Annotated in this window: 18 protein-coding genes; 13 read left to right on the top strand and 5 right to left on the bottom strand. The window is 72.0% G+C overall.

Features of this window, described 5'->3' with window-relative positions:
- The first annotated feature begins 113 nt into the window (after positions 1–113).
- Both ACFVHV_RS07075 and ACFVHV_RS07070 read left to right on the top strand, forming a co-directional pair.
- Complete coding sequence (locus ACFVHV_RS07075; protein WP_380349404.1) at positions 114–695, top strand: Uma2 family endonuclease; 582 nt, start codon at positions 114–116, stop codon at positions 693–695.
- A 122-nt stretch (positions 696–817) separates the two neighbouring features.
- Positions 818–1,606 (top strand): VOC family protein, encoded by a 789-nt coding sequence (locus tag ACFVHV_RS07070; RefSeq protein ID WP_359912392.1) that lies wholly within the window; start codon positions 818–820, stop codon positions 1,604–1,606.
- A gap of 51 nt (positions 1,607–1,657) precedes the next feature.
- Here the strand turns inward: ACFVHV_RS07070 and ACFVHV_RS07065 are convergent, their stop codons facing one another.
- Positions 1,658–2,116: a hemerythrin domain-containing protein gene (locus ACFVHV_RS07065; RefSeq protein ID WP_380349401.1), complete on the bottom strand. Its 459-nt coding sequence runs from the start codon at positions 2,114–2,116 to the stop codon at positions 1,658–1,660.
- A 213-nt stretch (positions 2,117–2,329) separates the two neighbouring features.
- Complete coding sequence (locus ACFVHV_RS07060) at positions 2,330–2,941, bottom strand: TIGR03086 family metal-binding protein (protein ID WP_359912398.1); 612 nt, start codon at positions 2,939–2,941, stop codon at positions 2,330–2,332.
- 209 nt (positions 2,942–3,150) lie between these two features.
- On the opposite strand from ACFVHV_RS07060, the gene ACFVHV_RS07055 reads away from it, so the two are divergent.
- The 9 genes from ACFVHV_RS07055 to ACFVHV_RS07015 all read left to right on the top strand — a co-directional run bounded on the left by ACFVHV_RS07055 (position 3,151) and on the right by ACFVHV_RS07015 (position 16,540).
- Positions 3,151–3,720, top strand: coding sequence for a DoxX family protein (locus tag ACFVHV_RS07055; RefSeq protein WP_359912401.1), 570 nt, complete (start codon positions 3,151–3,153; stop codon positions 3,718–3,720).
- 339 nt (positions 3,721–4,059) lie between these two features.
- Positions 4,060–6,363, top strand: coding sequence for a M9 family metallopeptidase (locus tag ACFVHV_RS07050; protein WP_380349398.1), 2,304 nt, complete (start codon positions 4,060–4,062; stop codon positions 6,361–6,363).
- Positions 6,364–6,649: 286 nt separating this feature from the next.
- Complete coding sequence (locus tag ACFVHV_RS07045; protein ID WP_380349395.1) at positions 6,650–8,953, top strand: M9 family metallopeptidase; 2,304 nt, start codon at positions 6,650–6,652, stop codon at positions 8,951–8,953.
- 193 nt (positions 8,954–9,146) lie between these two features.
- Positions 9,147–10,253, top strand: a complete 1,107-nt coding sequence (locus ACFVHV_RS07040) for an LLM class flavin-dependent oxidoreductase (protein ID WP_380349392.1) — start codon at positions 9,147–9,149, stop codon at positions 10,251–10,253.
- The gene (locus tag ACFVHV_RS07035; protein ID WP_359912410.1) at positions 10,250–10,873 is read left to right on the top strand and encodes an FMN reductase; all 624 of its coding nucleotides are present in this window, start codon (positions 10,250–10,252) and stop codon (positions 10,871–10,873) included. Before ACFVHV_RS07040 ends, ACFVHV_RS07035 begins: the two co-directional genes overlap by 4 nt.
- 282 nt (positions 10,874–11,155) lie before the next feature.
- Positions 11,156–12,829, top strand: a complete 1,674-nt coding sequence (aspT, locus tag ACFVHV_RS07030; RefSeq protein ID WP_380349388.1) for an aspartate-alanine antiporter — start codon at positions 11,156–11,158, stop codon at positions 12,827–12,829.
- A 114-nt stretch (positions 12,830–12,943) separates the two neighbouring features.
- Positions 12,944–14,599, top strand: coding sequence for a bifunctional aspartate transaminase/aspartate 4-decarboxylase (locus ACFVHV_RS07025; protein ID WP_359912416.1), 1,656 nt, complete (start codon positions 12,944–12,946; stop codon positions 14,597–14,599).
- Between the two features lie 14 nt (positions 14,600–14,613).
- A complete protein-coding gene (locus tag ACFVHV_RS07020; RefSeq protein ID WP_380349385.1) occupies positions 14,614–15,687 on the top strand; it encodes a Dyp-type peroxidase in 1,074 nt (357 codons plus the stop codon).
- Positions 15,688–15,733: 46 nt separating this feature from the next.
- Positions 15,734–16,540 carry a family 1 encapsulin nanocompartment shell protein gene (locus ACFVHV_RS07015; protein WP_359912422.1) on the top strand — a complete coding sequence of 269 codons (807 nt, stop codon included), beginning with the start codon at positions 15,734–15,736 and terminating at the stop codon, positions 16,538–16,540.
- Between the two features lie 408 nt (positions 16,541–16,948).
- Here ACFVHV_RS07015 and ACFVHV_RS07010 read toward each other — a convergent pair whose 3' ends face one another.
- Complete coding sequence (locus ACFVHV_RS07010) at positions 16,949–20,047, bottom strand: BTAD domain-containing putative transcriptional regulator (RefSeq protein WP_380349548.1); 3,099 nt, start codon at positions 20,045–20,047, stop codon at positions 16,949–16,951.
- A gap of 214 nt (positions 20,048–20,261) precedes the next feature.
- On the opposite strand from ACFVHV_RS07010, the gene ACFVHV_RS07005 reads away from it, so the two are divergent.
- Complete coding sequence (locus ACFVHV_RS07005) at positions 20,262–22,427, top strand: tetratricopeptide repeat protein (protein ID WP_380349382.1); 2,166 nt, start codon at positions 20,262–20,264, stop codon at positions 22,425–22,427.
- On the opposite strand, the gene ACFVHV_RS07000 is transcribed toward ACFVHV_RS07005, so the two are convergent.
- Both ACFVHV_RS07000 and ACFVHV_RS06995 read right to left on the bottom strand, forming a co-directional pair.
- Positions 22,396–22,965: a hypothetical protein gene (locus ACFVHV_RS07000; RefSeq protein WP_380349379.1), complete on the bottom strand. Its 570-nt coding sequence runs from the start codon at positions 22,963–22,965 to the stop codon at positions 22,396–22,398. The genes ACFVHV_RS07005 and ACFVHV_RS07000 overlap by 32 nt on opposite strands.
- Positions 22,962–24,233: a hypothetical protein gene (locus ACFVHV_RS06995; protein ID WP_359912434.1), complete on the bottom strand. Its 1,272-nt coding sequence runs from the start codon at positions 24,231–24,233 to the stop codon at positions 22,962–22,964. Before ACFVHV_RS06995 ends, ACFVHV_RS07000 begins: the two co-directional genes overlap by 4 nt.
- A gap of 370 nt (positions 24,234–24,603) precedes the next feature.
- On the opposite strand from ACFVHV_RS06995, the gene ACFVHV_RS06990 reads away from it, so the two are divergent.
- Positions 24,604–25,034 (top strand): electron transfer flavoprotein subunit beta/FixA family protein (locus ACFVHV_RS06990; protein WP_380349375.1); only part of this gene is annotated, 431 nt, incomplete at its 3' end.

Genomic DNA, 25,034 nt, shown 5'->3' with positions numbered 1-25,034 from the left:
CCTGCGTCATACGAGGGGCGCCTCGGCCGGCTGGGCCGTGATCGGAGCCGAGCGGCCCGTAACCACCCGCCGGGGACCTCGTTGCCCCGGATGGTGTCCAGGAGGAGGGGCCCGTGGCTGCGATCTCCGAGCGCCCGCAGATTCTGCCCGAGCAGTTCGAGGAGTTCGCCCGTCACCTGGGTCGGACGGTCGAGGGCATCCAGTTGGAGCTCATCAACGGGAAGTTGGGGATCAAACCCGCGCCGGACGGCGACCGCGGCCGCATCATCCAGTGGCTTCTGCGGATCTGCATCCAGGCCCGGCCGGAGCTCTATCTGCATGATCAAGGCCTGAGGCTCGACGGCTACCGGGACGGGCGTGCTCGCCCCGACGGCACGCTCGCCGACGCCGACGCATTCGTCGGGTACGGGGACTGGGCGCCGACCGGCGCAGTCCTGATGGTCGCGGAGGTCACCTCCTACGACTCCGACGCCGACCGTCGTGCTCGCGTGGAGAAGCCCCGGGCCTATGCCGAGGCCGGCATTCCGGTCTACCTCCTGATCGACCGGGACTCCGCCGAGGTCGTCGTCCACAGCCGGTCCGACGGCGTCCGCTACGAGACGGTCCACACCCTCCCCTTCGGCAAGGCCGTCCAGCTGCCCGACCCGGTGGGCATCTCCCTGGACACCGAGCCCCTCAAGAACTGGGTGCGCTGATCCCGGGCATGGCGTCCCCGGGGCGGTGCGGGTGGCGGCCTAGGCTGTGGGCGTCCCGGGCGGCCGGTGGGTCGTCGGAGCCGGGAGGGGCCCGGCGGTCGGGTGGGCAGAGGAGGTTCGCGATGGGCAGCGGTGAGACGGCCGCCAGGGTGCGCTGTGTGGCGGCCGTACCGTGCTGGGTGAGCCTGATGGCCCGGGACCTGGACGACGCCGAGGAGTTCTACGGGCCCCTGCTCGGCTGGGAGTTCGAGCCCGGGCCGGACCGCTTCGGTCCGTACGTGCACGCGGTGACCGGCGGGGAGGCGGTGGCAGGGCTGGGCGTCGCCGGCTTCGGGGCGATCCCGGTCGCGTGGACCAGCTACTTCGGGACGGAGAGCGCCGACGCCGCCGCCGACGCGGTGCGCGAGCGCGGCGCGACGCTGGCGGTCGGCCCGCTGACCTTCGACGCCGGACGGGTGGCCTTCGCGGCGGACCCGGCGGGCGCGGTGTTCGGCATCTGGGAGGGCCCGCCGGGCCGGGCCCGGAAGCTGGACGTGCCCGGCGCGCCGGTCTGGATCGAGCTGCGCACCCCGGACCCGTTCGCGGCGGCACTGTTCTACGGCGAGGTGTTCCGCTGGGACGGCCGGGACCCGGAGCGCTTCGACGTCCGCTGGGAGCACGACCGGGTGGTGCTGCGCGCCGAGGGCCACAGCGTCGCGGCGCTGGCCAAGGAGCAGGCGGGCGGCCCGGCCGGGATGCCGCCGCACTGGGAGGTGTCCTTCGCCGTCCCGGACACCGACCGGGCGCTGGCCCGGGCCGTGGAGCTGGGCGGCGGCGCGCTCGGGCCGGTCTTCGACTCCCCGTACGGGCGGGTGGCCCGGCTGCGGGACCGCGAGGGCGCCCGGTTCGCGGTGATCGGCCCGAAGGACTGACCGGAGCCGGGGAGCCGATCGTCCCGAAGGACTGATCGGCCCGGGGCCCGATCAGCCGGGGGCGTCCAGCTCGGCCCGGTCCGCCCGCAGCCGGTCGCCCAGGGCGGTGCGGGCCGCCGCCGGCAGGGCCTTGCGGGCGGCCGGGAAGAGTTGCTCCTCCTCGTCGCGCAGATGCCGGCGCAGGGTTTCGGCGAGGCCGCGCAGCAGGGTGCCGAGGGCCGGGTCGGCGGGTCCGAGCCCCTGGAGGTCGGCGAGGTACTGCCCGATCGCCAGGTGGTCGTGGATGCTGCGGAACACCAGCGCCCCGCCGTCGGGCACGTCGTGCTGCACCACGGGGAAGAGGTGCTCCTCCTCGGCGGCGCAGTGGGTGAACAGCAGGTCGGTCAGCCGGGCGAGCAGCTCGCCGCGCCCGGGGTCGTCGGCCGGTGCGGCCTCGATCCGGTCGAGCAGCTCGATCGCCGCCCGGTGGTCGGCGGTGAACTCGCCGAGGATGTCAGGCCTGCGGCTCATGGCCCGCCCGCCTCTCGCACGGAAGACTTCCCCCGTCGCCTTCCAGTATCCGGCGCCGGCCCGTTCACCCGGAGGCGCGCCCGTTCACGCGCGGGCGCGGCCGGCCACCCTCCGTCGCGCCCGCCCGCCCGGGGATGCCGCCGTCCGCCCTGCGCGCCGCAGCCCGGTCACCCTCCGTCGCGCGATCCGGTCACCCTCCGTGCCGCCGCCCGGTCACCCGGCGTCCTGCCACCCGCCGTCCTGCCGTCCGGCGAGGGCGAGCAGCCGGGTCTGCGGTCCGGCGTCCTCGGGCACCGGCACCGGCGGGTCGAAGAGCCCGCTGCCGGAGAGGTCCCCGTACCCGGCGAACTCGCCGAGCGCGAACCCGACGAGCCCGTCCGGGAGCCGGGTGAGCCGTCCGATGCCCTCGGCGAGGTCCCAGGAGTGGATCACCAGGTCGGTGGTGAGCTGGTCCAGGTAGTACTGGCCGGAGGTGTCGCCGAAGGAGAGGTGGACGGTCAGCTCGGTGGCGCCGGGGACGGCCCAGGCCTCCCGGGCGGCCTCGGCGGCGTCGGTCCAGGCGGTGACCGGGTCGTCGCCGAGCACGTCGCCGTCGAAGCGTCCGCCGACCTCGCCGACGGTGGCGCCCATCAGCAGTTCGGGTACCCAGAGCTGCTCGCCGGTGAGGTGGTTGACCAGGTCGCGGACGGACCAGTCGCTGCACGGTGTGGGGGAGTCCCACTGGCCGGGGGTGATGAGCCGGACGCGCTCGCCGAAGGCGTCCAGCGCCTCGGGGTACGGGGTGCCGGTCCGCGCCTCCCGTCGGTGGTGCCTGTGTTGAGCCATGCCTCCACCCTCTCCGGCCCGGACGGGCTCCGCGAGTCGCCGACGATCCGTCAGTTGTTCAAATTCGAACTTCGCGGTACGGTCGAAGAGCGGCGGTTCAAATTTGAACAACGGTGGGGGTGACGACCCCTGCCCGCCGCACCACCACAACCCGTGACCACGTCCGGCCGCGCCGGACGACGACCGAACCCCGATCGATGGAGACGCGCATGCCGAGCAGCAGCCCGAGCACGACCGCCGCCACCACCACCGTCAGCCCGGCCCGGGCCACCACCGGGTCCGCGACGACCTCCCCGCACGCCTACGACGCCGGACTCCTGCTCCTGCGCCTGGCCCTCGGCCTGACCATGGCCGCGCACGGCAGCCAGAAGCTGTTCGGCTGGTTCGGCGGCGGCGGGATCGACGGCACCGGTCAGTTCTTCACCATGAGCGGCTACCCGGCCGGCGACGCCATGGCCGTGGTGGCCGGCCTCACCGAGACGCTGGGCGGACTCGCCCTCGCCGTCGGCCTGCTGACCCCGCTGGCGGGCGCCGCGATCGTCGGCACGATGGTCAATGCGATAGCCGTCACCTGGGGCGGCGGCTTCTTCGCCCCGAAGGGCAGCGAGTACGAGCTGCTGCTGACCGCGGGCGCCGCGGCACTCGCCCTGACCGGCCCCGGCCGCTACGCCGTGGACCGCTTCCTGCCGGTGCTGCGGGCGCACCGCCTGGCGTACGGCGTGGCCGCCGTCGTGGTCGGCCTGGTGACGGCGGGCGTGATCCTGCTGCTCCGCAAGTAGCCGCTCCGCAAGTAGCCGCTCCGCAAAGAGCCGCTCCGGGAGGGGGCGGCCGGGAATTCCCGGAATCCCTCCTTCGCAAGCGGAAAGGGCATGGTGACGACTCGTCGCCGTGCCCTTTCCGCTGTCGTGGATGGGTGGACCTTGGGTAAAGGCCTTCACAATATTGTGTGATGTGTGCAATGGTACATGGCACATCCCCACCGTCTCCACGGCGGAACCGCCCCACGCGGTGCCGCCGTCGACGGACCTCGCTCCACCGTAGGCCGCGCCCCAACTCGCGGCCTTTGACGGCCCGGAGGCCCCCACGTGAATGGCCGACGCTTACTGCGAGTCCCGCAGTTGGCAAGACTGTTGACGCTCGTGCTGACCCTCGTCCTGGCGGTCGGCGTGTTCGCCCCGCTCAGCCAGGCGACCCCCGCCACTCCCACCCCCGGCGGGACGACCCCCACCGGTGCGCCCGTCGGCACGGCGCCCGCCCACCTGGCGCCGCCGCCCGCGATCGGCGCGGACCGCACCGACACCGCCCCCGCGCGGCCGGACGGCCGGAAGCGGCTCAGCCCGGAGGACCTGGTACCCCAGTCGCCGACGGCTCCGCTCACCGGCCTGCCGACGGCCGACCAGCCGCAGGCCAAGGCCTTCGGGCTGGGCGCGGCCGCCGACCGGCCCTGCAACGTCGGTGACTTCACCGGCCGGACCGGCAGCGCGCTGGTCCAGCAGATCAAGTCCGTCGACCTCCAGTGCGTCAACTCGCTGTTCAAGATCGGCCGCGGCGACGCCGCGAACGCGTTCCGCGAGTCGCAGATGACCACCGTGGCGTACGCGGTGCGCGACGCCGCGAACGGCTACCAGGGCAACAACAGCGCGTCGATCTCGCAGCTGATGCTCTACCTGCAGGCCGGCTACTTCGTGCAGTTCTACAACCCCGACGTGGTGGGCCCCTACGGCGCCGGCCTGAAGACCGCGACCCGTTCCGCGCTGGACGCGTTCTTCGCCAACTCCCGTTCGCGGGACGTCACGGCGGACAACGCGGGCCCGCTGGCCCGGGCGACCACGCTGATCGACAGCGCCAAGGACAGCGCCCGCTACCTGCCGGTCGTCAAGCGACTGCTGTCCGACTACGACAGCGCCACCTGGAACCCGACCGGCATGGTCTACGGGCTGACCCCGGTGCTCACCGTGCTGTTCGCCGGACACTGGGAGGCCGACTTCCTCCCCGCCGTCAAGGCCGACCCGAGCGTGCTGGACGCCCTGTTCACCTTCATCTCCCGCAACCAGGGCCTGCACGGCGGCACCTACGGGCGGACGGTCTACGAGGCGACCAACGAGCTGACCCGCTTCATGCAGTACCCGGAACTGCTGCCCAGGGTGCGCCCCTACGCGCGGGCCCTGGCCCAGCAGTCCGCCCCGACCGGACCCACGATGTACCAGCGCGGCTCGGTGGCGCTCGCGGTGAACTGGTGGGACAAGGCCGACTGCTCGTACTACGGCACCTGTGAGGACCCGGCGAAGTTCAAGGCCGCCAACCTGACGGTCGACCACACCTGCAGCCCGAGCATCAGGATCCTCGCCCAGGCGCTGGACAGCACCCAGCTCGGCACCGCCTGCACCAGCCTGAACGGCCAGGACGCGTTCTTCCACGCGGTGGCCAAGGACAGCGGCCCGGTCAAGGACGACGGCAACAGCACGATCGAGGTCGTGGTCTTCCACTCCTCGCTCGACTACCAGGTGCTCGCCGCGGTCATCTACGACATCAACACCAACAACGGCGGCATGTATCTGGAGGGCGAGCCGGCGACGGCCGGCAACCAGCCGCGCTTCCTCTGCTACGAGGCCGAGTGGGCCCGCCCGTCCTTCGAGATCTGGAACCTCAACCACGAGTACACCCACTACCTCGACGGCCGGTTCAACGTCTACGGCGACTACGACGCCGGCCAGGTCCAGCCGATCGACTGGTGGGTCGAGGGCTTCGCGGAGTACGTCTCCTGGTCGTACCGCAAGGCCGTCAACACCGACGCCGTCGCGGTGGCTTCGCAGCACACCTACAAGCTGAGCGAGCTCTTCGACACGGTCTACGCCAGGAGCAGCCAGGACCGGGTGTACCGCTGGGGGTACCTGGCCGTGCGCTACATGCTGGAGCAGCACCGCTCCGACGTGGACGCGGTCCTCGCCAAGTACCGGGCCGGTGACTGGAACGGTGCCCGCACCATCCTGAAGACCACCATCGGCACCCGCTACGACGCCGACTTCGACAGCTGGCTGACCAGGTGCGCCGCCGGCGCCTGCGCCGCCAACACGCCGGGCCAGTCGCAGCTGCCGGAGTGCGCCGGAGGTGACGTCCGGCAGCTGGGCGCCAACTGCGTGCGCAGCAACGTCGCGGCGACCACGGGCAACTACGCGCACTTCTACCTGACGGTGCCGGCCGGCACCAAGCAGGTGAAGATCACCACCAGTGGGGGCACCGGCAACGGCGACCTCTACTACAACCCGGGCAGCTGGGCGTACACCAACTCCCACGTCCTCCGGTCGGCCAACCCGGACAACTCGGAGACGCTGACCGTCACCAACCCGCCGGCCGGCTACGTCTTCTTCGGCCTCTACGCCCAGCAGGGCTTCAGCGGGGTGAGTGTCACGAGCGAAATGTGAGCCGACCTCGGCAACCAGACAGGTGACCGCCCCGGGCGGAGCGCTACGGCGCCCCGCCCGGGGCGGGTCTGTTGACAGACCGTCATCACCGGTCCCACCTGAATTCCCCGCAAACTGCGCACAACGCCCCGGGTTCCCAAGGCCATGTGAGATGTGCCATGGTACATGTCACATCCCCCACCGTGCCCGACGGAACCGCCCCCATGCGGCGCCGTCACCAGCGGTCCTCGACACCCCCACCGGTCGCGCCCCACATCGCGGCCGACGACGGCCCGGAGGCCCCCACGTGAGTCCTTCACGTCTGCTGCGACTCCCGCAGCTGGCACGATTGCTGACGCTCGTCCTGTCCCTGTTCCTGGCGGTCGGCCTGTTCGCCCCGCAGTCCCAGGCCGCTCCCGCCGCCCCCACCCCCGGCGGCACGCCCACGCCCGTCCCCACCGGACCGGCCCCGCAGCCCGCCACCGGCGCCCCCGAACGAGCCGACAGCGGGCAGCAGTTGGCCTCGGCCGACCAGCGCGCCCCGCTCCCGGTCGACACCCGGCCGGCCGAGGTCCGGCCGACCGCCAAGGCCCTGCGCCTCGGCGCGGCGGCCGAAAAGCCCTGTACCGTCGGCGACTTCTCCGGCCGGACCGGCAGCGACCTGGTCCAGCACATCAAGGACGCCGACATCCAGTGCATCAACAGCCTGTTCCAGCTCACCGGCGGCGACGCGCGCGGCGCGTTCCGCGAGGAGCAGATGAGCACGGTGGCCTACGCGCTGCGCGACGCGGCGGCCAACTACCCCGGTGACAACAGCACGTCGGTCGAGCAGCTGGTGCTCTACCTGCGCGCCGGCTACTTCGCGCAGTGGTACCACAAGGAGGACGTCGGCGAGTACGGCGCCGGCCTCAAGACCGCGATCCAGTCCGGCCTGGACGCCTTCTTCAACAGCGCGCACTCGCGCGACGTCGCGGCGGGCAACGGGCCCATCCTGGGTGAGGCCGTCACCCTGATCGACAGCGCCCAGGAGAACGTCCGCTACCTGCCGGTCGTCAAGCGGCTGCTGGGCGACTACAAGGCCGACACCTGGAACCCGGCCGGCATGGCGTGGGCGGTCAACCCGGTCTTCACCGTGCTGTTCCGCGGCCACCAGGTGCCCGGCTTCGACGCCGCCGTCGAGGCCGACCCGAGCGTGCTGGACGCGCTGTCCGACTTCGCGACCCGCAACAACGCCCTGCTCGGCGACACCTACGGCGTGCTGGTCTACAACGCGACCAAGGAGCTCACCCGCTTCCTGAAGGACACGGCCCTCCAGGCCAAGGTCCGCCCCCTCGCCAAGGGGCTGGTCGGCACCTCGGAGCCGAAGGGCCGCACCGTCTACCAGTGGGCCGCGGTCGCCGAGGGCGTCGACTACTACGACGCCGGCAACTGCTCGTACTACGGCACCTGCAACAAGGCCGACCAGCTCAAGGCCGGCGTGCTGACCGTGAAGCACACCTGCAGCCCGAGCATCACGATCCTCGCCCAGGCGCTGGACAGCACCCAGGTCGGCACCGCCTGCACCAGCCTGAACGGCCAGGACGCGTTCTTCCACACGGTGGCCAAGGACAGCGGCCCGGTCAAGGACGACGGCAACAGCACGATCGAGGTCGTGGTCTTCCACTCCTCGCTCGACTACCAGGTGCTCGCCGCCGCGATCTACGGCATCGACACCAACAACGGCGGCATGTACCTGGAGGGCGAGCCGGCGACGGCCGGCAACCAGCCGCGCTTCCTCTGCTACGAGGCCGAGTGGGCCCGCCCGTCCTTCGAGATCTGGAACCTCAACCACGAGTACACCCACTACCTCGACGGCCGGTTCGACATGTACGGCGACTTCGAGGCCGGCATGACCACCCCGACCGTCTGGTGGGTGGAGGGCTTCGCCGAGTACGTCTCCTGGTCGTACCGCAAGGTCAACAACGACGCGGCCATCGCGGCGGCCGGCCGCCACACCTACCGGCTGAGCGACCTCTTCGACACCGCCTACGGGGACCAGGACCGGGTGTACCGCTGGGGGTACCTGGCCGTGCGCTACATGCTGGAGCAGCACCGCTCCGACATGGACGCGGTCCTCGCCAAGTACCGCGCCGGTGACTGGAACGGTGCCCGCACCATCCTGAAGACCACCATCGGCACCCGCTACGACGCCGACTTCGACAGCTGGCTGACCAGGTGCGCCGCGGGCGCCTGCGCCACCGACGGGGGCGGCACGCCCACCACGCCGGGCACCCCGCTGCCCGAGTGCACCGCCACCGACACCCGCCTGCTGGCCGCCAACTGCACCCGCAGCAACGTCGCGGCCACCACGGGCAACTACGCGCACTTCTACCTGCTGGTGCCGGCCGGCACCAAGCAGGTGAAGATCACCACCAGCGGGGGCACCGGCAACGGCGACCTCTACTACAACCCGACCGGCTGGGCGTACACCGAGAGCAGCACCACGCACTCGGCCGGCCCGGACAACTCCGAGACGCTGACCGTCACGGACCCGCCGGCCGGTGGGTACGTCTTCTTCAGCCTCTACGCCCAGCAGGGCTTCAGCGGGGTGAGCGTCACGAGCGAAATGTGAGCCGAGAACGGCAAACGGACAGGTGACCGCCCCGGGCGGAGCGCTACGGCGCCCCGCCCGGGGCGGGTCCGCGTTCCGCGGCCGGGGGTCGGCGGTCTGTGCCGGCCGACGGGAACGGGGCCGGCGGGAACAACGAGCCGCACCAGGGTGCTAAGGTGGTTGAAAGTTGGACTACCTGGGACGGGTGAGCAGCATGCAGTTCGGAATCTTCTCCGTCGGCGACGTGACGACCGACCCCACCACCGGTCGCACCCCCACCGAGCACGAGCGGATCAAGGCGATGGTGGCCATCGCCCGCAAGGCCGAGGAGGTCGGCCTGGACGTCTTCGCGACCGGCGAGCACCACAACCCGCCGTTCGTCCCGTCCTCGCCGACGACCATGCTCGGCTACATCGCCGCGCAGACCGACCGCATCATCCTCTCCACCTCGACCTCGCTGATCACCACCAACGACCCGGTGAAGATCGCCGAGGACTTCGCGATGCTCCAGCACCTGGCCGAGGGCCGGGTGGACGTCATGATGGGCCGCGGCAACACCGGCCCGGTCTACCCCTGGTTCGGCCAGGACATCCGCCAGGGCATCCCGCTCGCGGTCGAGAACTACGCGCTGCTGCACCAGCTGTGGCGCGAGGAGGTCGTGGACTGGCAGGGCCGCTTCCGCACCCCGCTGCAGGGCTTCACCTCCACCCCGCGCCCGCTGGACGACGTCCCGCCGTTCGTCTGGCACGGCTCGATCCGCAGCCCGGAGATCGCCGAGCAGGCCGCCTACTACGGGGACGGCTTCTTCGCGAACAACATCTTCTGGCCCAAGGAGCACTTCAAGAAGCTGATCAGCCTCTACCGCGAGCGCTTCGCCCACTACGGCCACGGCACGCCCGAGCAGGCGATCGTCGGCCTCGGCGGGCAGGTGTTCATGCGGAAGAACTCCCAGGACGCGGTGCGCGAGTTCCGTCCGTACTTCGACAACGCGCCGGTCTACGGGCACGGGCCCTCGCTGGAGGAGTTCACCGAGCAGACCCCGCTGACCGTGGGCAGCCCCCAGGAGGTCATCGAGAAGACCCTGACCTTCCGCGAGACCTTCGGCGACTACCAGCGCCAGCTGTTCCTGATGGACCACGCCGGCCTGCCGCTGAAGACGGTGCTGGAGCAGCTGGACCTGCTCGGCGAGGAGGTCGTGCCGGTGCTGCGCGAGGAGTTCGCCAAGGGCCGCCCGGCCGGAGTGCCGCAGGGGCCGACCCATGCCGCGCTGGTCGCGGCCCGGGACGCGCGGGAGAACGAGAAGGCGGAGGTGGCCAAGTGACCGCGTACAAGCTGGTGGTGGTGAGCGCCGGACTGAGCAAGCCGTCCTCGACGCGGCTGCTGGCGGACCGGCTCACCGACTCGACCGTGCGCCGGCTCGCCCCGGAGGGCCGCGAGGTGGACGTCACCGTGGTCGAACTGCGGGACCTGGCGGTGGAGATCGCCAACAACTTCGTCACCGGCTTCCCCGGCGCCGGGCTGCGCGCGGCGATCGAGGCGGTGACGGAGGCGGACGCCCTGATCGCGGTGACGCCGATCTTCACGGCCTCGTACAGCGGCCTGTTCAAGTCCTTCTTCGACGTGATCGACAACGACGCGCTCACCGGCAAGCCGGTGCTGATCGCCGCCACCGGCGGCACGCCCCGGCACTCGCTCGCCCTGGAGCACGCCGTCCGCCCGCTGTTCAGCTACCTGCGCGCGGTGGTGCTGCCGACCGCCGTCTACGCGGCCACCGACGACTGGGGCACGGCGGGGGACGGGCTCACCGACGGCCTGCCGCGCCGGATCGACCGGGCGGCCGGGGAGCTGGCGGCGCTGCTGGCCGGGCGCGGCCCGGCGGCGCCGGAGCTGCCCGAACAGGTGGTGCCGTTCGCCGAGCAGCTGGCGGCGCTGCGGGTCTGAACCCGCCCGACGTCCGCGGGGGAGGGCCGCCCGTCCGCGTCGAACGGCCCGCATCGAACGGCCCGCGTCGAACGGCCCGCATTGAACGGCCCGCATCGAACGGCCCCGTCGGAACGGCTTCCGGCGGGGCCGTCCGGTCCGTCCGGTCCGCCCGGTGGGGCCGTTCGGCTGTGCGCCGGCCGTGCCGGATTATCCGCTTTGCGATGTAATCATTCCCATGATCGGATCAGTGCTGGTCCATCCCCCGCCCGGCGTCCCCGCGCCACGCCGGGAGCGGCTGCCATGAGCCTGCTGCGGGAGAACCCCGTCCTCGCGCTGTTCACCTGCCTGGCGCTCGGCTACCTGCTCGGCAGGCTGCGCGCCGGACCGATCCGGCTCGGCGGCATCTGCGGCACGCTGATCGTCGCCATGCTGATCGGCAGCCGGCACGTCAGCGTCAACGCCGACGTCAAGAACGTCGCCTTCGCGCTGTTCATCTTCTCGCTCGGCTACATCGCCGGCCCCCAGTTCTTCGCCAACCTCAACGCCAAGGGCCTGCGCTTCGCGGTGCTCTGCGTCCTGGAGGCGGTGCTGGTCGTCGGGATGGCCTACGGCATCGGCACGGCCTTCGACCTGGACGTCGGCACCGCGGCCGGCATCCTCGCCGGAGCGGCCACCGAGTCGGCCGTCGTCGGCACCGCGCAGGAGGCGATCTCCAACCTCTCCGGCATCAGCGCCGACCAGTCCGCCCAACTGCAGAACCACGTGGCCGCCGCCTACTCGGTCTGCTACCTCTTCGGCCTGGTCTCCATCGTGCTGCTGACCAGCCAGATCTTCCCGCTGGTCATGCGGATCAAGCTGCCCGACGCCTCCCGCGAGCTGTGGCAGAAGCTGCGCGGCGGCAAGGGCGCGCCGGCCGGCGACGAGCAGCCCGCGCTGCCCCCACTGGTCGGCCGCACCTACCTGGTCTCCCAGGGCGAGGGCTCCACCATCGCCCGGGTCGAGGAGGTCCGGCCGAGCCTGGTCACCGTCGAGGGCGTCCGGCGGGACGGCCGCACCCTCCACCCCGAGCAGGACTTCCGGCTGCGCCGCGGCGACCGGGTGCTGCTCGTCGGCCGCCGCGAAGCGGTCATCGACACCGGCCACGAGCTGGGACCGGAGACCCCCGGCGTGCCCGGCCTGGACAGCCCGCTGGTGGTCCGCGACATCGTCCTCACCAACAAGGACTTCGTCGGCCGGACGGCGGGGGAACTGGCCGCGGACCAGCCGTCCGCGACCTCCGGGATCTACCTGACCGACGTCCAGCGGGTCGACCAGCACCTGCCCGCGATCACCGACACCGAACTGCACCGCGGCGACACCGTGACCGTCACCGGCGCCCGCTCGGCCGTCGACCGGTTCGCCGCCAAGGCCGGCGTCAGCATCAGCAAGGACGCCATCGACTACATCTACATCAGCCTCGGCATCTGCGTCGGCGTGCTGATCGGACTGATCACCGTGCACGCCGGGGACGCCGCGCTCTCGCTCGGCACCGGTGGCGGCTGCCTCGTCTCCGGCCTGGTCTTCGGCTGGGTCCGGGCCCAGCGGCCCACCTTCGGCGCCTACCCGCCGGTCGCCGCGCAGACCGCCAAGGACCTCGGGCTCTCCGTCTTCATCGCGGTCACCGGCCTGGCCGCCGGCCCCGACGCGGCCGCACTGCTCAAGGACCACCCGGTGCTGCTGCCGCTCTCCGGCATCCTCATGGTCACCGTCCCGGCGGTGCTCTCGCTGTTCGTCGGCCGCAAGCTGCTGAAGATCGAGCCGCCGATCCTGGTCGGCGCCATCGCCGGCCAGCAGTGCAGCACCCCGGCGATCACCACCGTCACCAACGTCGCCCGGAGCAGCATCCCGATGCTCGGCTACACGATCACCTACACCATCTCCAACTTCCTGCTCCCGCTCACCGGACCGATCCTGGTCGGCATGCTGGGGGCCTGACATGACGATCCGTCAGCAAAGGTGTGCCCTGCGGGACCTTGTGCCGGGTGTGCCGGCAGGACCCGCAGGACGCGCCCCAGCCGCCCGCCCTCCCCGAGGAGAGTCGAGAACGCCATGACGAAGCCCAGCATCGGCCGCGAGGAGATCCGCCGACTGGCCCGGCTCAGCCCCTTCGAGCTCAAGGCCGAGTTCGTCCGGCTCGCCGAGGCCTACCAGCGCAACGAGCCCGGGCAGAAGGACACGTCCACCGCCCACATGCTCAACGCCGGCCGCGGCAACCCGAACTGGATCTGCACCGGCCCCCGCGAGGCCTGCCTCGCGCTCGGCCACTTCGCGCTGGGGGAGAGCCGCCGGGTCTGGACCGCCGACGACCTCGGCGGCATGCCGGAGCGGTCCGGCATCGCCGGCCGCTTCGACGCCTTCGTCCGCAGCCACCCCGAGCTGCCCGGCATCGAACTGCTCCGGCGCAGCGTCGAACTCGCCGTGGACCGCTTCGGGTTCGAGCGCGAGGACTTCCTCCACGAGCTCGCCGACGCGAGCATCGGCGACAACTACCCCGTGCCCGACCGGATGCTGGTGCACGCCGAGCAGATCGTCCGCGGCTACCTCCAGGAGGAGCTGATGGACCGCCGGCCCGCGTCACCGCTGCAGCCCGAGCTGTTCGCCACCGAGGGCGGCACCGCCGCGATGTGCTACGTCTTCGACTCGCTGATGAAGAACGGCCTGCTGCACCGGGGCGACAGGGTCGCCCTGATGGTGCCGGTGTTCACCCCGTACATCGAGATCCCCGAGCTGGACACCTACGACTTCGAGGTGGTCGAGATCCAGGCCGACAAGCTGGTCGAGACCGGGGTGCGGGCATGGCGCTACCCGGCCGAGGAGGTCGCCAAGCTGGCCGACCCCGGGATCAGGCTGGTCTGCCTGGTCAACCCGAGCAACCCGCCCTCCCTGGCGCTGTCCCGGCAGGTCACCGACCAGATCAAGGAGATCGTGGCCACCGCCAACCCCAACCTGGTGATCGTCACCGACGACGTCTACGGCACCTTCGTCGACGGCTTCCGCAGCCTGGCCGCCGAGCTGCCCCGCAACACCCTGCTCGTCTACTCCTACTCCAAGCACTACGGCGCCACCGGCCACCGCCTCGGGGTGATCGGCCTGGACCGGGACAACGTGATCGACGAGATGATCGCCGCCCTCCCGGCGGAACAGAAGGAGCGCCTCGCCAAGCGGTACGGCAGCCTGAGCCTGGAACCCGAACGGATCCGCTTCATCGACCGGCTGGTCGCCGACTCCCGACAGGTCGCGCTCAACCACACCGCCGGTCTCAGCCTGCCGCAGCAGGTCCAGATGGTGCTCTTCTCGCTGTTCGCGCTGCTGCCCGAGGGCAAGGCGTACAAGGCGCGGGTGCAGGGCATCGTCCGCCGACGGCTCGGCCTGCTGCTGGAGGGGTCCGGGATGAAGATCTCGGACGACCCGCGGCGGGCCGGCTACTACGTCGAACTCGACCTGCTGGCCGAGGCCGAGCGGGTCGCGGGCAAGGACTTCGCGACCTTCCTGGAGAAGAACTACGAGCCCACCGAGCCGCTGTTCCGGCTCGCCGAGCAGACCGGTGTGGTGCTGCTCAACGGCGGCGGCTTCGACGGGCCCGAGTGGTCCGTGCGGGTCTCGCTCGCGAACCTGGACGACCTCGACTACCTGAAGATCGGACACCACCTCCAGCGGATCTTCGCCGACTACCGCGCCGAGTGGGACGCCTCCCGGGCGTCCTGAGAGAGGTCACGACCATGCAGACCGAACCGCAAGCCGTGCTCTCCCCACTGACCAGCGCGGCCGTCTTCCTGGTCCTCACCGTCGAACCCGGCCGGGAGGACGCCGTCCGCGACCTGCTGCCCGAGCTCGCCGGACTGCGCCGCGCCGTCGGCTTCCGCGCCCCCGAGGGCGCCCTCACCTGCGTCACCGGCATCGGCTCCGAACTCTGGGACCGCCTCTTCGCCGGCCCCCGCCCGTCCGCCCTGCACCCCTTCCGGGACGTGGCCGGCCCCCGCCACCGGGCCCCGGCCACCCCCGGCGACCTGCTGCTGCACCTGCGGGCCGAACGGATGGACCTCTGCTTCGAACTGGCCGCGAAACTCACCGAACGGCTCGCCGGGGCGGCCGCCGTCGTCGACTCCGTCCAGGGCTTCAAGTACTTCGAGGACCGGGACCTGCTCGGCTTCGTCGACGGCACCGAGAACCCGGAGGGCCGGGCCGCCGAACGCGCGGCCCTGATCGGCGCCGAGGACCCGGAGTTCACCGGCGGCAGCTACGTCGTCGTGCAGCGCTACGTGCACGACATGGACACCTGGAACGCGCTGGGCGTCGAGCAGCAGGAGGGGGCGGTCGGCCGCACCAAGCTCGACGACATCGAGCTGTCCGACGACGCCAAACCCGCCGACTCGCACGTGGCGCTCACCGTGATCACCGGGCCGGACGGCGAGGAACGGCAGATCGTCCGCTTCAACATGCCGTACGGCACCTTCGGCTCCGCCGGCCGCGCCGGCGAGGTCGGCACCTACTTCATCGGCTACGCGGCCGACCCCGGGGTGACCGAGGAGATGCTGCGCAACATGTTCATCGGCAACCCGCCCGGCACCACCGACCGGCTGCTCGACTTCTCCACCGCCGTCACCGGCGGGCTGTTCTTCGTCCCGACCGCCGACTTCCTCGACTCCCCGCCGCCGGCGCCGGCTGCTTCCGCGTCCGTCCCCGTCCCTGCGGCCGTTCCCGTGGCAGTCCCTGTATCCGCAGCCGCCCCCGTTCCCGTGGCCGGTTCCGGGGACGGCTCGCTCGGCATCGGAAGCCTCAAGCAGACCCCCTGACGGACCACCTGACGCCCTGACGGACCACCTGAACAGGACCCCGCACATGAACAACCTCCACCGGGACCTCGCCCCGATCTCCGCCGCCGCGTGGGAGGAGATCGAGGAGGAGGCCCGCCAGACCTTCAAGCTCCACATCGCCGGCCGCCGGGTGGTCGACCTCAACGGCCCCGAGGGCGCCACCCTCGCGGCCGTCGGCACCGGCCACCTGACCGCCATCGACCCCCCGACCGACGGCATCCAGGCCCGCGCCCGCGCCGCCCAGCCGGTGGTCGAGCTGCGCGTCCCCTTCACCGTCCGCCGCGACGCCGTGGACGACGTCGAACGCGGCTCCCGGGACTCCGACTGGCAGCCCGTCAAGGACGCCGGTCGCAAGCTCGCCCTGGCCGAGGACCGCGCCGTCTTCGAGGGCTACCGTGCCGCCGGCATCGACGGCATCCGTGCCGCCTCCACCAACCCTGCGGTCCAACTCCCGCTGGACGTCAGGGAGTACCCGGAGGCCGTCAGTCGCGGGCTCACCGCCCTCCGCCTCGCCGGCGTCGGCGGCCCGTACTCACTCCTGCTCGGCGCGGACGCCTTCACCGCGGTCAACGAGACCAGCGACCACGGCTACCCCGTCCACAACCACATCGCCCGCCTCCTCGACGGGGACATCATCTGGGCCCCGGCCATCGAAGGCGCCTACCTGCTCTCCGCCCGCGGCGGGGACTTCGAGCTGTTCCTTGGCCAGGACGCCTCTGTGGGCTACCTCTCCCACGATGCCGAAACGATTCAGCTCTACCTTCAGGAGACGCTGACGTTCCGGGTGTACACGGGAGAGGCGGCCGTGACGTTGGTCCGCAGCAGGCCCTGACCGGTGGTTCGTGCGGTCCGGTACGCGCGACCCGGTTTTCCCGCGCCCTCCCGCCCTCGTGCGCGGGCACGAGGGCGGGAGGCTCGCTCACATCAGCAGCTGGGGAGCGTGCCGCTGGCGCCCCGGGGCAGTGCACACCAGATGGGCAACCACTCCACGCACGACGACGAGCCGTCCTGGTTGTGGTTGTGGTTGTGGTCGAACGAGGCCCTCGTGCGAGAGGTCGAACGTACCCGGGGTGATGTTGCGTGGTGCAAGGTTGTCGTTCTCCTTCGGCTGTGCTCGAAGGGGCGTTCCCCTTCGGAACACCAGTGCATCAGGAGACACCTGTGTCAATCAAGTCGCTTGCGCAGCAGGCCTCTTGACTGGTAGTCATATGTATGACAGCTGTGGGCGAGGGGTACTCCGTCACGAGGAGCATCGGTCCTGGCGGTCGCGGATCTCGGCGAGTGCCTCCCTGGCTCGGGTGGCCTCCTCGACCGCGTGGATCCGCTCGGCGAGGTGGGCGGCCGTCGCCAGGTGCTCGGCAGCCTCGTCGGGCAGGCCGAGCGCGTCCGAGCACAGACCCAGCCCGCGGAGGGCGATGGCCTGCTCGCGGGTGGTTCCGACGGAGCGTGCGAGGCCCAGTGCGGTGGTGTACTGGTCGCGGGCGTCCGTGTGGCGCCCGGCCGCGCGGAGGGTGTCCGCGAGGGCGATCAGGGCGTTCACCTCGGTTCGCACGCCACCGCTCTCCCGGAAGGTCGTGAGGGCCGACCCGTACAGCTCCAGGGCGCGGTCGAGCTCTCCGGGGATCGAGAGTGAGGCCGCCAGATTGATCTTCACGATGGCGAGGTCGAACTGGGGCAGGTGGCCACTCCCGAGGCTGAGGACCAGCTCGAAGGCCGATCGGGCCGCGAGGAGGTTCCGGGCTCCGAGGTGGAGGTCGCCGATGTTGTTGAGGATGCGCAACTCGAACGGCCGGTCGTTGAAGTCGCGGGCGAGCGGGAGGGCGTTGCTGTAGGCCGACAGCGCGGATTCCGCGTTGCCCAGAGAGCTGTGCACGATGCCGACGTTCGCGAGGCAGCGGGCGGCGTTCCAGTGGTCGCCGGTCTCCCGGCGGATGCCCAGTGCCTCCTCCTGATGAGCCAGGGCCTCGGACAGCGCCCCTTGGTGCCATCGGGCGAGGCCGAGGATCCCGAGTGCGTTGGCGACGGCATCCCGGTCGTCCTCCGCCCGGGCCAGGTCCAGGCCGTGCGACAGGGCTTCGACGGCGGACGGATAGCGGGACGCGTTGGCGAGCGTCGCGCCGAGGTCGATCAGTGCCCGCGCCTCGCAGCGGTCGTTCTCGACGGATCGCCAGTGGGCTGCGGCCGTCCGGTGCATGTCATGGGCGTCGCTCCAGTAGGCCTCGGCTTCGAGGTGGCCGGCCAGCACATGGGAGATCCAGGCGCCGCTCTCGGGGAATCCGATCTCCCCGGAGTTCGCCACCAGGGCCAGCAGACCCGGACGTTCCGCGGTCAGCCAGGCCTTCACCGACTCGCGGGAGTCCAGGGCGAGGTCCGTCAGCAGGTCGGCCAGGTCGGGCCCGCCGACGGGCTCGGGAACCGGCAGTCTCGAACGCCGCGGATAGAGGATGCGGTCCGCGGCGTCAGCTGCGTGGAGAGCGTAGCGGAACAGCCGGTTGACGGCCGCCGCCCGTTGCTCCTCGCCCGGGTCCAGAGCGGTGGCGAATTCCCTGATCAAGTCATGGAACTGGTAGCGCTCCGGTGAGATCTCCTGGATCAGATGGCAGTTCAACAGCGCCTCGAGAATGCGGTCGGTCACGTCGACCGGCCGCCCGAGCAACGCGGCTGCCGCGTGGAGCCCGAAGTCCGGGCCCGGATGGAGCCCGAGCAGCCGGAAGGCCGAGCGCTCGCTCGGCGGGAGATAGCGGTAGGAGAGCTCGAACACCCGGGCGATGCTCTCCGACCCATTGCGGAATTCGGCAAGGCGTCCGTTCTTGCGGGCCAGCCGCCGCGCGAGATGGGGGAGCGTCCAGGACGGGCGTGCCTTGAAGCGGCTGGCGGCCAGTGCGATGGCGAGTGGAAGCAGGCCGCAGAGCTTCACGATCTCGATGATGTGTTCCCGCTCCACCGCGCGCTCCGGGCCGACCACGTTCAGGAACAGGGCGACGGCGTCATCCACCGTCAGGACGTCCAGGAACACCGTCTTGGCGTCCGGGAGGTCGGTGAGGCGCTGACGGCTGGTGATGATGACCAGGGCGGTCGGTGCGGGCGGCAGCAGCGGGCGGACTTGAGTGGCATTCGAGGCGTCGTCGAGGATGACGACGGCCCGACGCGAGGACAGGGCCTCCACGCACAGTGCGAAGACCTCCTCCGCGTCGAGCGGGATGGTGGTGGCCGGAACACCCAGGCGTCTGAGCAGGAGGGCGCCCGCTGCCTGCGGGGTGAGCGGCGGCTGGTTGCCGACGTGGGCGCGCAGGTTGAGGTAGACGTAGCCGTCCGGGAAGTACTCGCACATCAGGTCGGCGGCGTGCAGGGCCAGGGTGGTCTTGCCGACCCCCGGCATGCCGAGGATCGCGGAGACGGTGACGACGCCGCCGTGGGCGAGCCGGTCGTGGGGGCGGGGCAGCACCCGGCGCAGGTCCTCCTCCCTGCCGACCATGCGGTGCCGTCCGGGCACCCGCGCCGGAGGTGTCGCGCGAGGGGCCGGAGCCAGTGAGGGGGGTGGAGTGATCACGGCTCGCCCCCGTTCACCGGGGAGCGGTTCGCCACGCAGCATGCGCTGATGCAGGCGGGTGAGCGGGCCACCGGGCTCGGTGGCGAAGTGGGCGTGAAGCAGGCGGACGACGGCGGGGTAGACGGCCAGCGCCTCCGCTTGTCGGCCGGCGGCGTGAAGGGCGGTCATCAGGTGCCCGGCAAGGCGTTCGTCGGTGGGACGGTCCTCGCGCAGCGCGGTGAGCTCGGGGATCAACTCGTGGTGCCGGCCGAGGCGTAGGTCGACCTCGACCCTCAGCAGCGTGGTGGTGAAGTGCTGGTCGGCCATGGCGGTGCGGGCGGTCTGGGCCCAGGTGCCCGGAAGCCCGGCGAGCGGTTCACCGCACCAGAGCTCCTCGGTTCGGTTCAGTACGGTTCTGGCCTGGTGATCCTGCCCGTTCTCGGCGAGGAGTCTGGCCTGTCGGGTGAGGTCCAGATACTGATGCCAGTCAATCAGTTGGGGGTCGGCCCTGAGGGTGTACGTGTGCGATCGGGTGTCGATCGCGGGGGCGTCCGACGGGCTTTGCCCCCCGGCGAACCGGGTTGCCCGTCTCAACAGGGCACGAAGGTGGGAGATATGGCTGTACAGGCTGGCCAGCGCGCTGGGAGGCGGTTCGTCGTCCCACAGCCGGTCCGCGAGTGACGTGTGGGACAGCGGCCTTCCGACCTCCAGGGCCAAGGCCGCCAGTAACTGTCGTCGCTTGTCCGATGGGATCGCCAATTGCTCAGTGTTTACCGACAGTTCAACTGAACCCAGGAGATGAACCCGCATCTTGACGCCCCCCGCCGGTTGGCTACCAGCTTGCCGTGTCGCGGGTGAGCATCGCATGCACGTGAGGTAATCGGCCATACCACCGCAGGGTTCGGTGCCCATGCTTTTGGGAATTGTCTCGACATGACGAAGCGTCATGTGATAGCGCCGCAGGGTTAATTCGTCCGAGGCCGGGGGGCCCAGTGACAGGATCGACCGTGGTCGGCGGGCGCCGGTGAACGACGCCAACCTGCCGTACGGAGTGGTGCGGAACTCGCTGGCCGGTGCCACGACGGTCGCCGGTCCGGTGGTGCAGGCCGGAACGATCCATGGCGGGCTGCACCTGCACGGCGCGTCCGCCCTGCCCACGCCCAGGCAACTCCCGCCCTGTCCTCGGCGGTTGATCGGGCGGGAGGCGGACCTGGAGGCGCTGGACCTCTCGCTGGCCCCCGACGCCGGGGCGGCGGACGTCACCCTCGTGGTGACCGGCCCCGCCGGGGTCGGCAAGACGGCCCTGGCCGCGCAGTGGCTGCGCGGCCAGGCCGGCCGCTTCCCGGACGGCCAGCTGTACGCGGACCTGCGCGGCTACGCGCCCGGTGGCCCCGCCGACCCGGCCGAGGCCCTCGGCGGCTTCCTGCGGGCCTTCGGGATCTCCCCGGTGCCCGGGAGCCTGGAGGAGGGGGCCGCGCTCTGGCGCTCGCTGGCGGCGGAGCGGCGGATCGCGGTGCTGCTGGACAACGCCTCGACGGCCGCCCAGGTGCGGCCGCTGCTGCCCGGCTCGGACCACACGGTGGTCGTGGTGACGAGCCGCCGCCGGCTCACCGGGCTGGGCATCGACGGTGCGGTGTTCCGGCCGTTGGGCCCGCTCGCCCGGGAGGCCTCCACCGAGATCCTCGCCGCGCGGGTCGGCAGGCACCGGGTGGTCGACGAGCGCGCCGCCGCGGCCGAGGTGGTGGAGGCCTGTGCCGGGCTGCCGCTGGCGATCTGCCTGGCGGCGGCCCGCATAGCGGCGCGCCCGGCCCAGTCGCTCGCGGCGACGGCCGAGATGCTCGGCCGCGGCACCGACCGGCTGGCGGTGCTGAACGTGGAGGGGGAGACGGTGCGGGACCTGCTGGACGCGTCCTACGGCGTGCTGGAAGCGGAGGCCGCCCGGCTCTACGGGCTGCTGGGCCTGCTGCCCTTCGCCGAGTTCACCCTGGAGAACGCCGCCGTGCTGGCGGACGTGGACGTGGCCGGGGCCGATCGGCTGCTGGACGGTCTGATCGATGTGCACCTGCTGGAGGAGACCGGGCCGGAGCGGTTCCGCTTCCACGACCTGGTGCGGCTGCACGCCCGGGCGCACGGGGCGCGGGTCCGGGCGGCCGGGTCCACCGGGGCCGCGCTGGACCGGCTCGTCGACTGGTACCTCGCCTCGGCCACGGCCGCCGAGGCGGTCGTCTCGCCGACCCACCGCACCCTCGCCCGCGACTACCGCAGCCGCCCGGTCCATCCGGCGCGGGAGTTCGGGGGCGACGTCCCGGCCCTGGAGTGGTACGACGCGGAACGCGACCGGCTGGCGGGCGTCCTGCGCTGGTGCGGGGAGCTGGACCGCCCCGCGGCGGCGTGGCAACTCGCGGACGCCATGTGGCCGTTGTTCCTGCGGCTGCGCCCGGCCCGGCTGTGGGTCGAGGCGACCCGGATCGGCCTGGACGCGGCCCGGGCGGCCGGTTCCCGCAGCGGCGAGCTGCGGATGCTGACGGACGGCGGGAACGGACTGCGGAACGCGGGGGAGGGGGAGGAGGCGGCGCGCTGGTTCAGCGAAGCCCTCGTCCTCGCCCGGGAGCTGGGCCGTCCGCTGGTGCAGGCGGACGCGCTGTACGGGCTCAGCCAGACCCACCGGATGGCCGGCCGGCTGGACGCGGCCGCCGAGTGCCTGCACGAGGTGGTCCGGCTCCGCGAGGCCGAGGACTACCTGCGCGGTTCGGCGCTGGCCCGGCTGGCGTACGGCGAGGTGCTGCTGCTGGCCGGCCGGGCGGCCGAGGCGGTGGAGCCGGTCGAGCGGGCGGGCCGCGAGCTGGCCTCGATCGAGGACGACTACGAGGCGGCCCGCGCGACGGCCTTCCTGGGCCTGGCGCACGGCCGGCTGGGTGCGTACGAGCGTGCCGAGGCCCATCTGGAGGAGGCTCTGGCGGGGTTCCGGGCCCGGCTGTCCGCGCACTGGGAGGCGCGGACGCTGGAGTTCGCCGGGCAGGTCGAGGAGCTGCGCGGCCGGCCGGACGCGGCGCGGGCCCGGTTCGAGCAGTCCAGGGCCCGGTACCAGGAGGTCGGTGCCGCGGCCGAGGCGGCCAGACTGGCCGGCCGCCTCGCCGCGTACGGTGTGGACGGCGCCGTCACTCCCTGTCCGGGCGAACCGGAGGCGTGAGCCGGTTCCACCCGGAGCCCGGGGTGCGGCACCCGGCGGCGCTGACCCGGTCGAGTTCGTCCAGCGTCTGTCCGGCCGCCAGCCAGGCGTGCGCCAGCGAGCCGAGGGCCGGCGGCGGGACGGGCCCGCCGCCCGGACCGGAGGCCCGCAGGACGAGCCGTTCCCCGGTCCGGGCGAGCACCAGCACCGCTCCCGGACGGTGTTCGGCCGTGGCCACCGCACACCCGGGGTGCGCGGAGAGCAGTCCCGCGAGCCGTGCGTGGGCGTCCGCCGCCGGAACGGGACCGAGGTGCAGCACGTCGGCGTGCCGGCGCCAGCGCAGGCCGCCGGGCTCGGTGAGGTCGAGCACGAGGTGCTCGTCCACGAACCCGGGCCCCGGCCGCTCCGCCGCCGCCGTGGCCGCCGGGTCGGCGGCCAGCAGTCCGTGGCGGACACCGGCGGTGGACGTCACCCGGGCCTCGAACAGCGTGGTCGCGGAGCCGTCGTGCGCGCCGGGGCGGACCGGCGCCAGGCGCACCGTGTGCAGCGCGGCGGTCATCCGGCCCGCCGCGCGTCGGCCGCCGCGATCGCGTCCAGCGGTTCGGGCAGCGGGAGCGGTTCCGGATCCGGGGTGTGCGCCGGCTGGCCGAGCCCGAGGACGCGGTACAGCAGCCGGCGGGCGTTGCGGTCGAATCGGCCCGGTTCGGAGCTGATCCGGTCGGCGATGGCCGCGTAGTCCTCCGGGCGGTACTGCTCGGCGGCGTAGGCGAGTTGATCGGTGAGCGGGTGTCCGGGGGCGAGCGCGGGGGCGGTCCGGGCGAGCTGCGCGGCCGGCGAGCGCGGGTTGACGTGCCGGTGCGGGTACTCGGCGAGCAGGACGGGGACGCCGGTCATCGCGCCGTACAGGGTGACCGAGCCGTGGTCCCCGATGACGAAGTCGGCGGCGACCAGCAGCGGCCGCCAGTCCGTCTCGGGCGGGATCACCGTGACGGCTCCCCGGGTGGTGGCCTTCGCCCAGGAGCGCACCGCGTAGGCCGAGTGCTGGGCCGCGATGTTGGGGTGGGGCAGCAGGACGGCCCGGTAGCCGTGCCGGGGCAGTTCCGAGGTCAGTCTGGGCAGCACGGCGTCGAGGCGGGTGAAGAGCGAGCCGTCGCCCCAGGTGGAGGAGACCAGCACCAGCTTCTCGTCCGGCCGCAGCCCCAGGGCGCTCCGGTGGTCCTCCCGGTGCGGCAGTGCCGCGGAGATGCGGTCGTAGCACGGGTCGCCGACCACTTCGGCGATCGGCAGGGCGTCCGGGCAGCCGCGCCGGAGTTCGAGCAGTTCCTCCTCGTGGGCCAGGGCGAACGAGGTGGGGACGAGCCGTCCCTCCCAGTAGAGGTAGTCCCGTCCGAGCCCGATGGCCGCCCGCTCGCCGTCCGGGGCGCTGCGCCGTGCCAGCTTGATGTTGCCGGCCCCGTGCGGCAGCCGGACGACCGGGCCGTGCAGCTGCTCGATCCCCTGGGAGCCGGCGGCCAGGATCAGGTCGAACTCGCGCCGGACCGCCTGCTCCCACGGCAGTACGGTGCCGCCCAGCGCCCGGAGGATCTCCGCGGCGCCCCCGTTGAACATGTGCGGTGCCACCGTGAACTGCACGTGGACCCGCAGGTCCGGGGCGAGCAGCGAGTAGAAGTCGTGCAGCCGCTTGGCGTACACCATGGTCTGTGCGACCACGAGCACCTCCTTGCGGTCCCGCAGGGTTTCCCATGGCCCGTTGTTGCTCCAGGGCGCCGGCGTCCGGCGCGTTCCGTCCGTCGTGGTGATGTCCTGTTCCCCGTGCACCAAGGTCATCCTTCTCCCCCTCCTTGATCCCAGGTTCGGGGCCGTTCGCGGGCCCCGGGGTCGATGGTCCCCGGGGTGTCTGGCGGATTCCATGACGCGATCTGGTCGGTGCTTGCGGAAACCTTGTGTCCGCTTCCCGCGCCGCCGGCCGGCCCCCGGAGCCGGGAAGGGTACTGAGTTCCTTTACCAGGGGTACTGAGTGCCGTATTCTCTCCGTGGAGCCTCTGACGCCAGTCGAAGAGAGCCGACACGGTATGCCGGTCCAGGTGGTGCTTGCGGTGCGCGGGCCGCGCCGGGCCGGACTTGGCACTCAGTACCCTCGGCATGCCTGAGGCCATGGATCCAGTGCACCCGTGCACCCGTGACAGGAGAACCGCTCATGAGCTTGAGGATCGTCGTCTGTGTGAAGCACGTCCCGGACGCGACGGGTGACCGTCGTTTCGCGGACGACCACACCACCGACCGGGAGGGTGTGGACGGCCTGCTGTCGGAGCTGGACGAGTACGGCGTGGAGCAGGCGCTGCGGATCGCGGAGGCGAACGAGGGCGCCGAGGTGACGGTGCTGACGGTGGGGCCGGACGACGCGAAGGACGCGCTGCGCAAGGCGCTGTCGATGGGTGCGGACAAGGCCGTGCACGTGAACGACGACGACATTCACGGTACGGACGTGATCGGGACGTCGGCGGTCCTGGCGAAGGCGCTGGAGAAGACCGGCTTCGATCTGGTGATCGGTGGTATGGCGTCGACGGACGGCACGATGGGTGTGCTGCCGGCGCTGCTGGCGGAGCGTCTGGGTGTGCCGCAGGTGAC

This window comes from Kitasatospora sp. NPDC127116 (assembly GCF_042677365.1).
Classification (GTDB): domain Bacteria; phylum Actinomycetota; class Actinomycetes; order Streptomycetales; family Streptomycetaceae; genus Kitasatospora; species Kitasatospora lactacystinica.
Note: the sequence above shows the minus strand (reverse complement) of the source record. Positions and strands in the feature narration are given on the sequence as shown.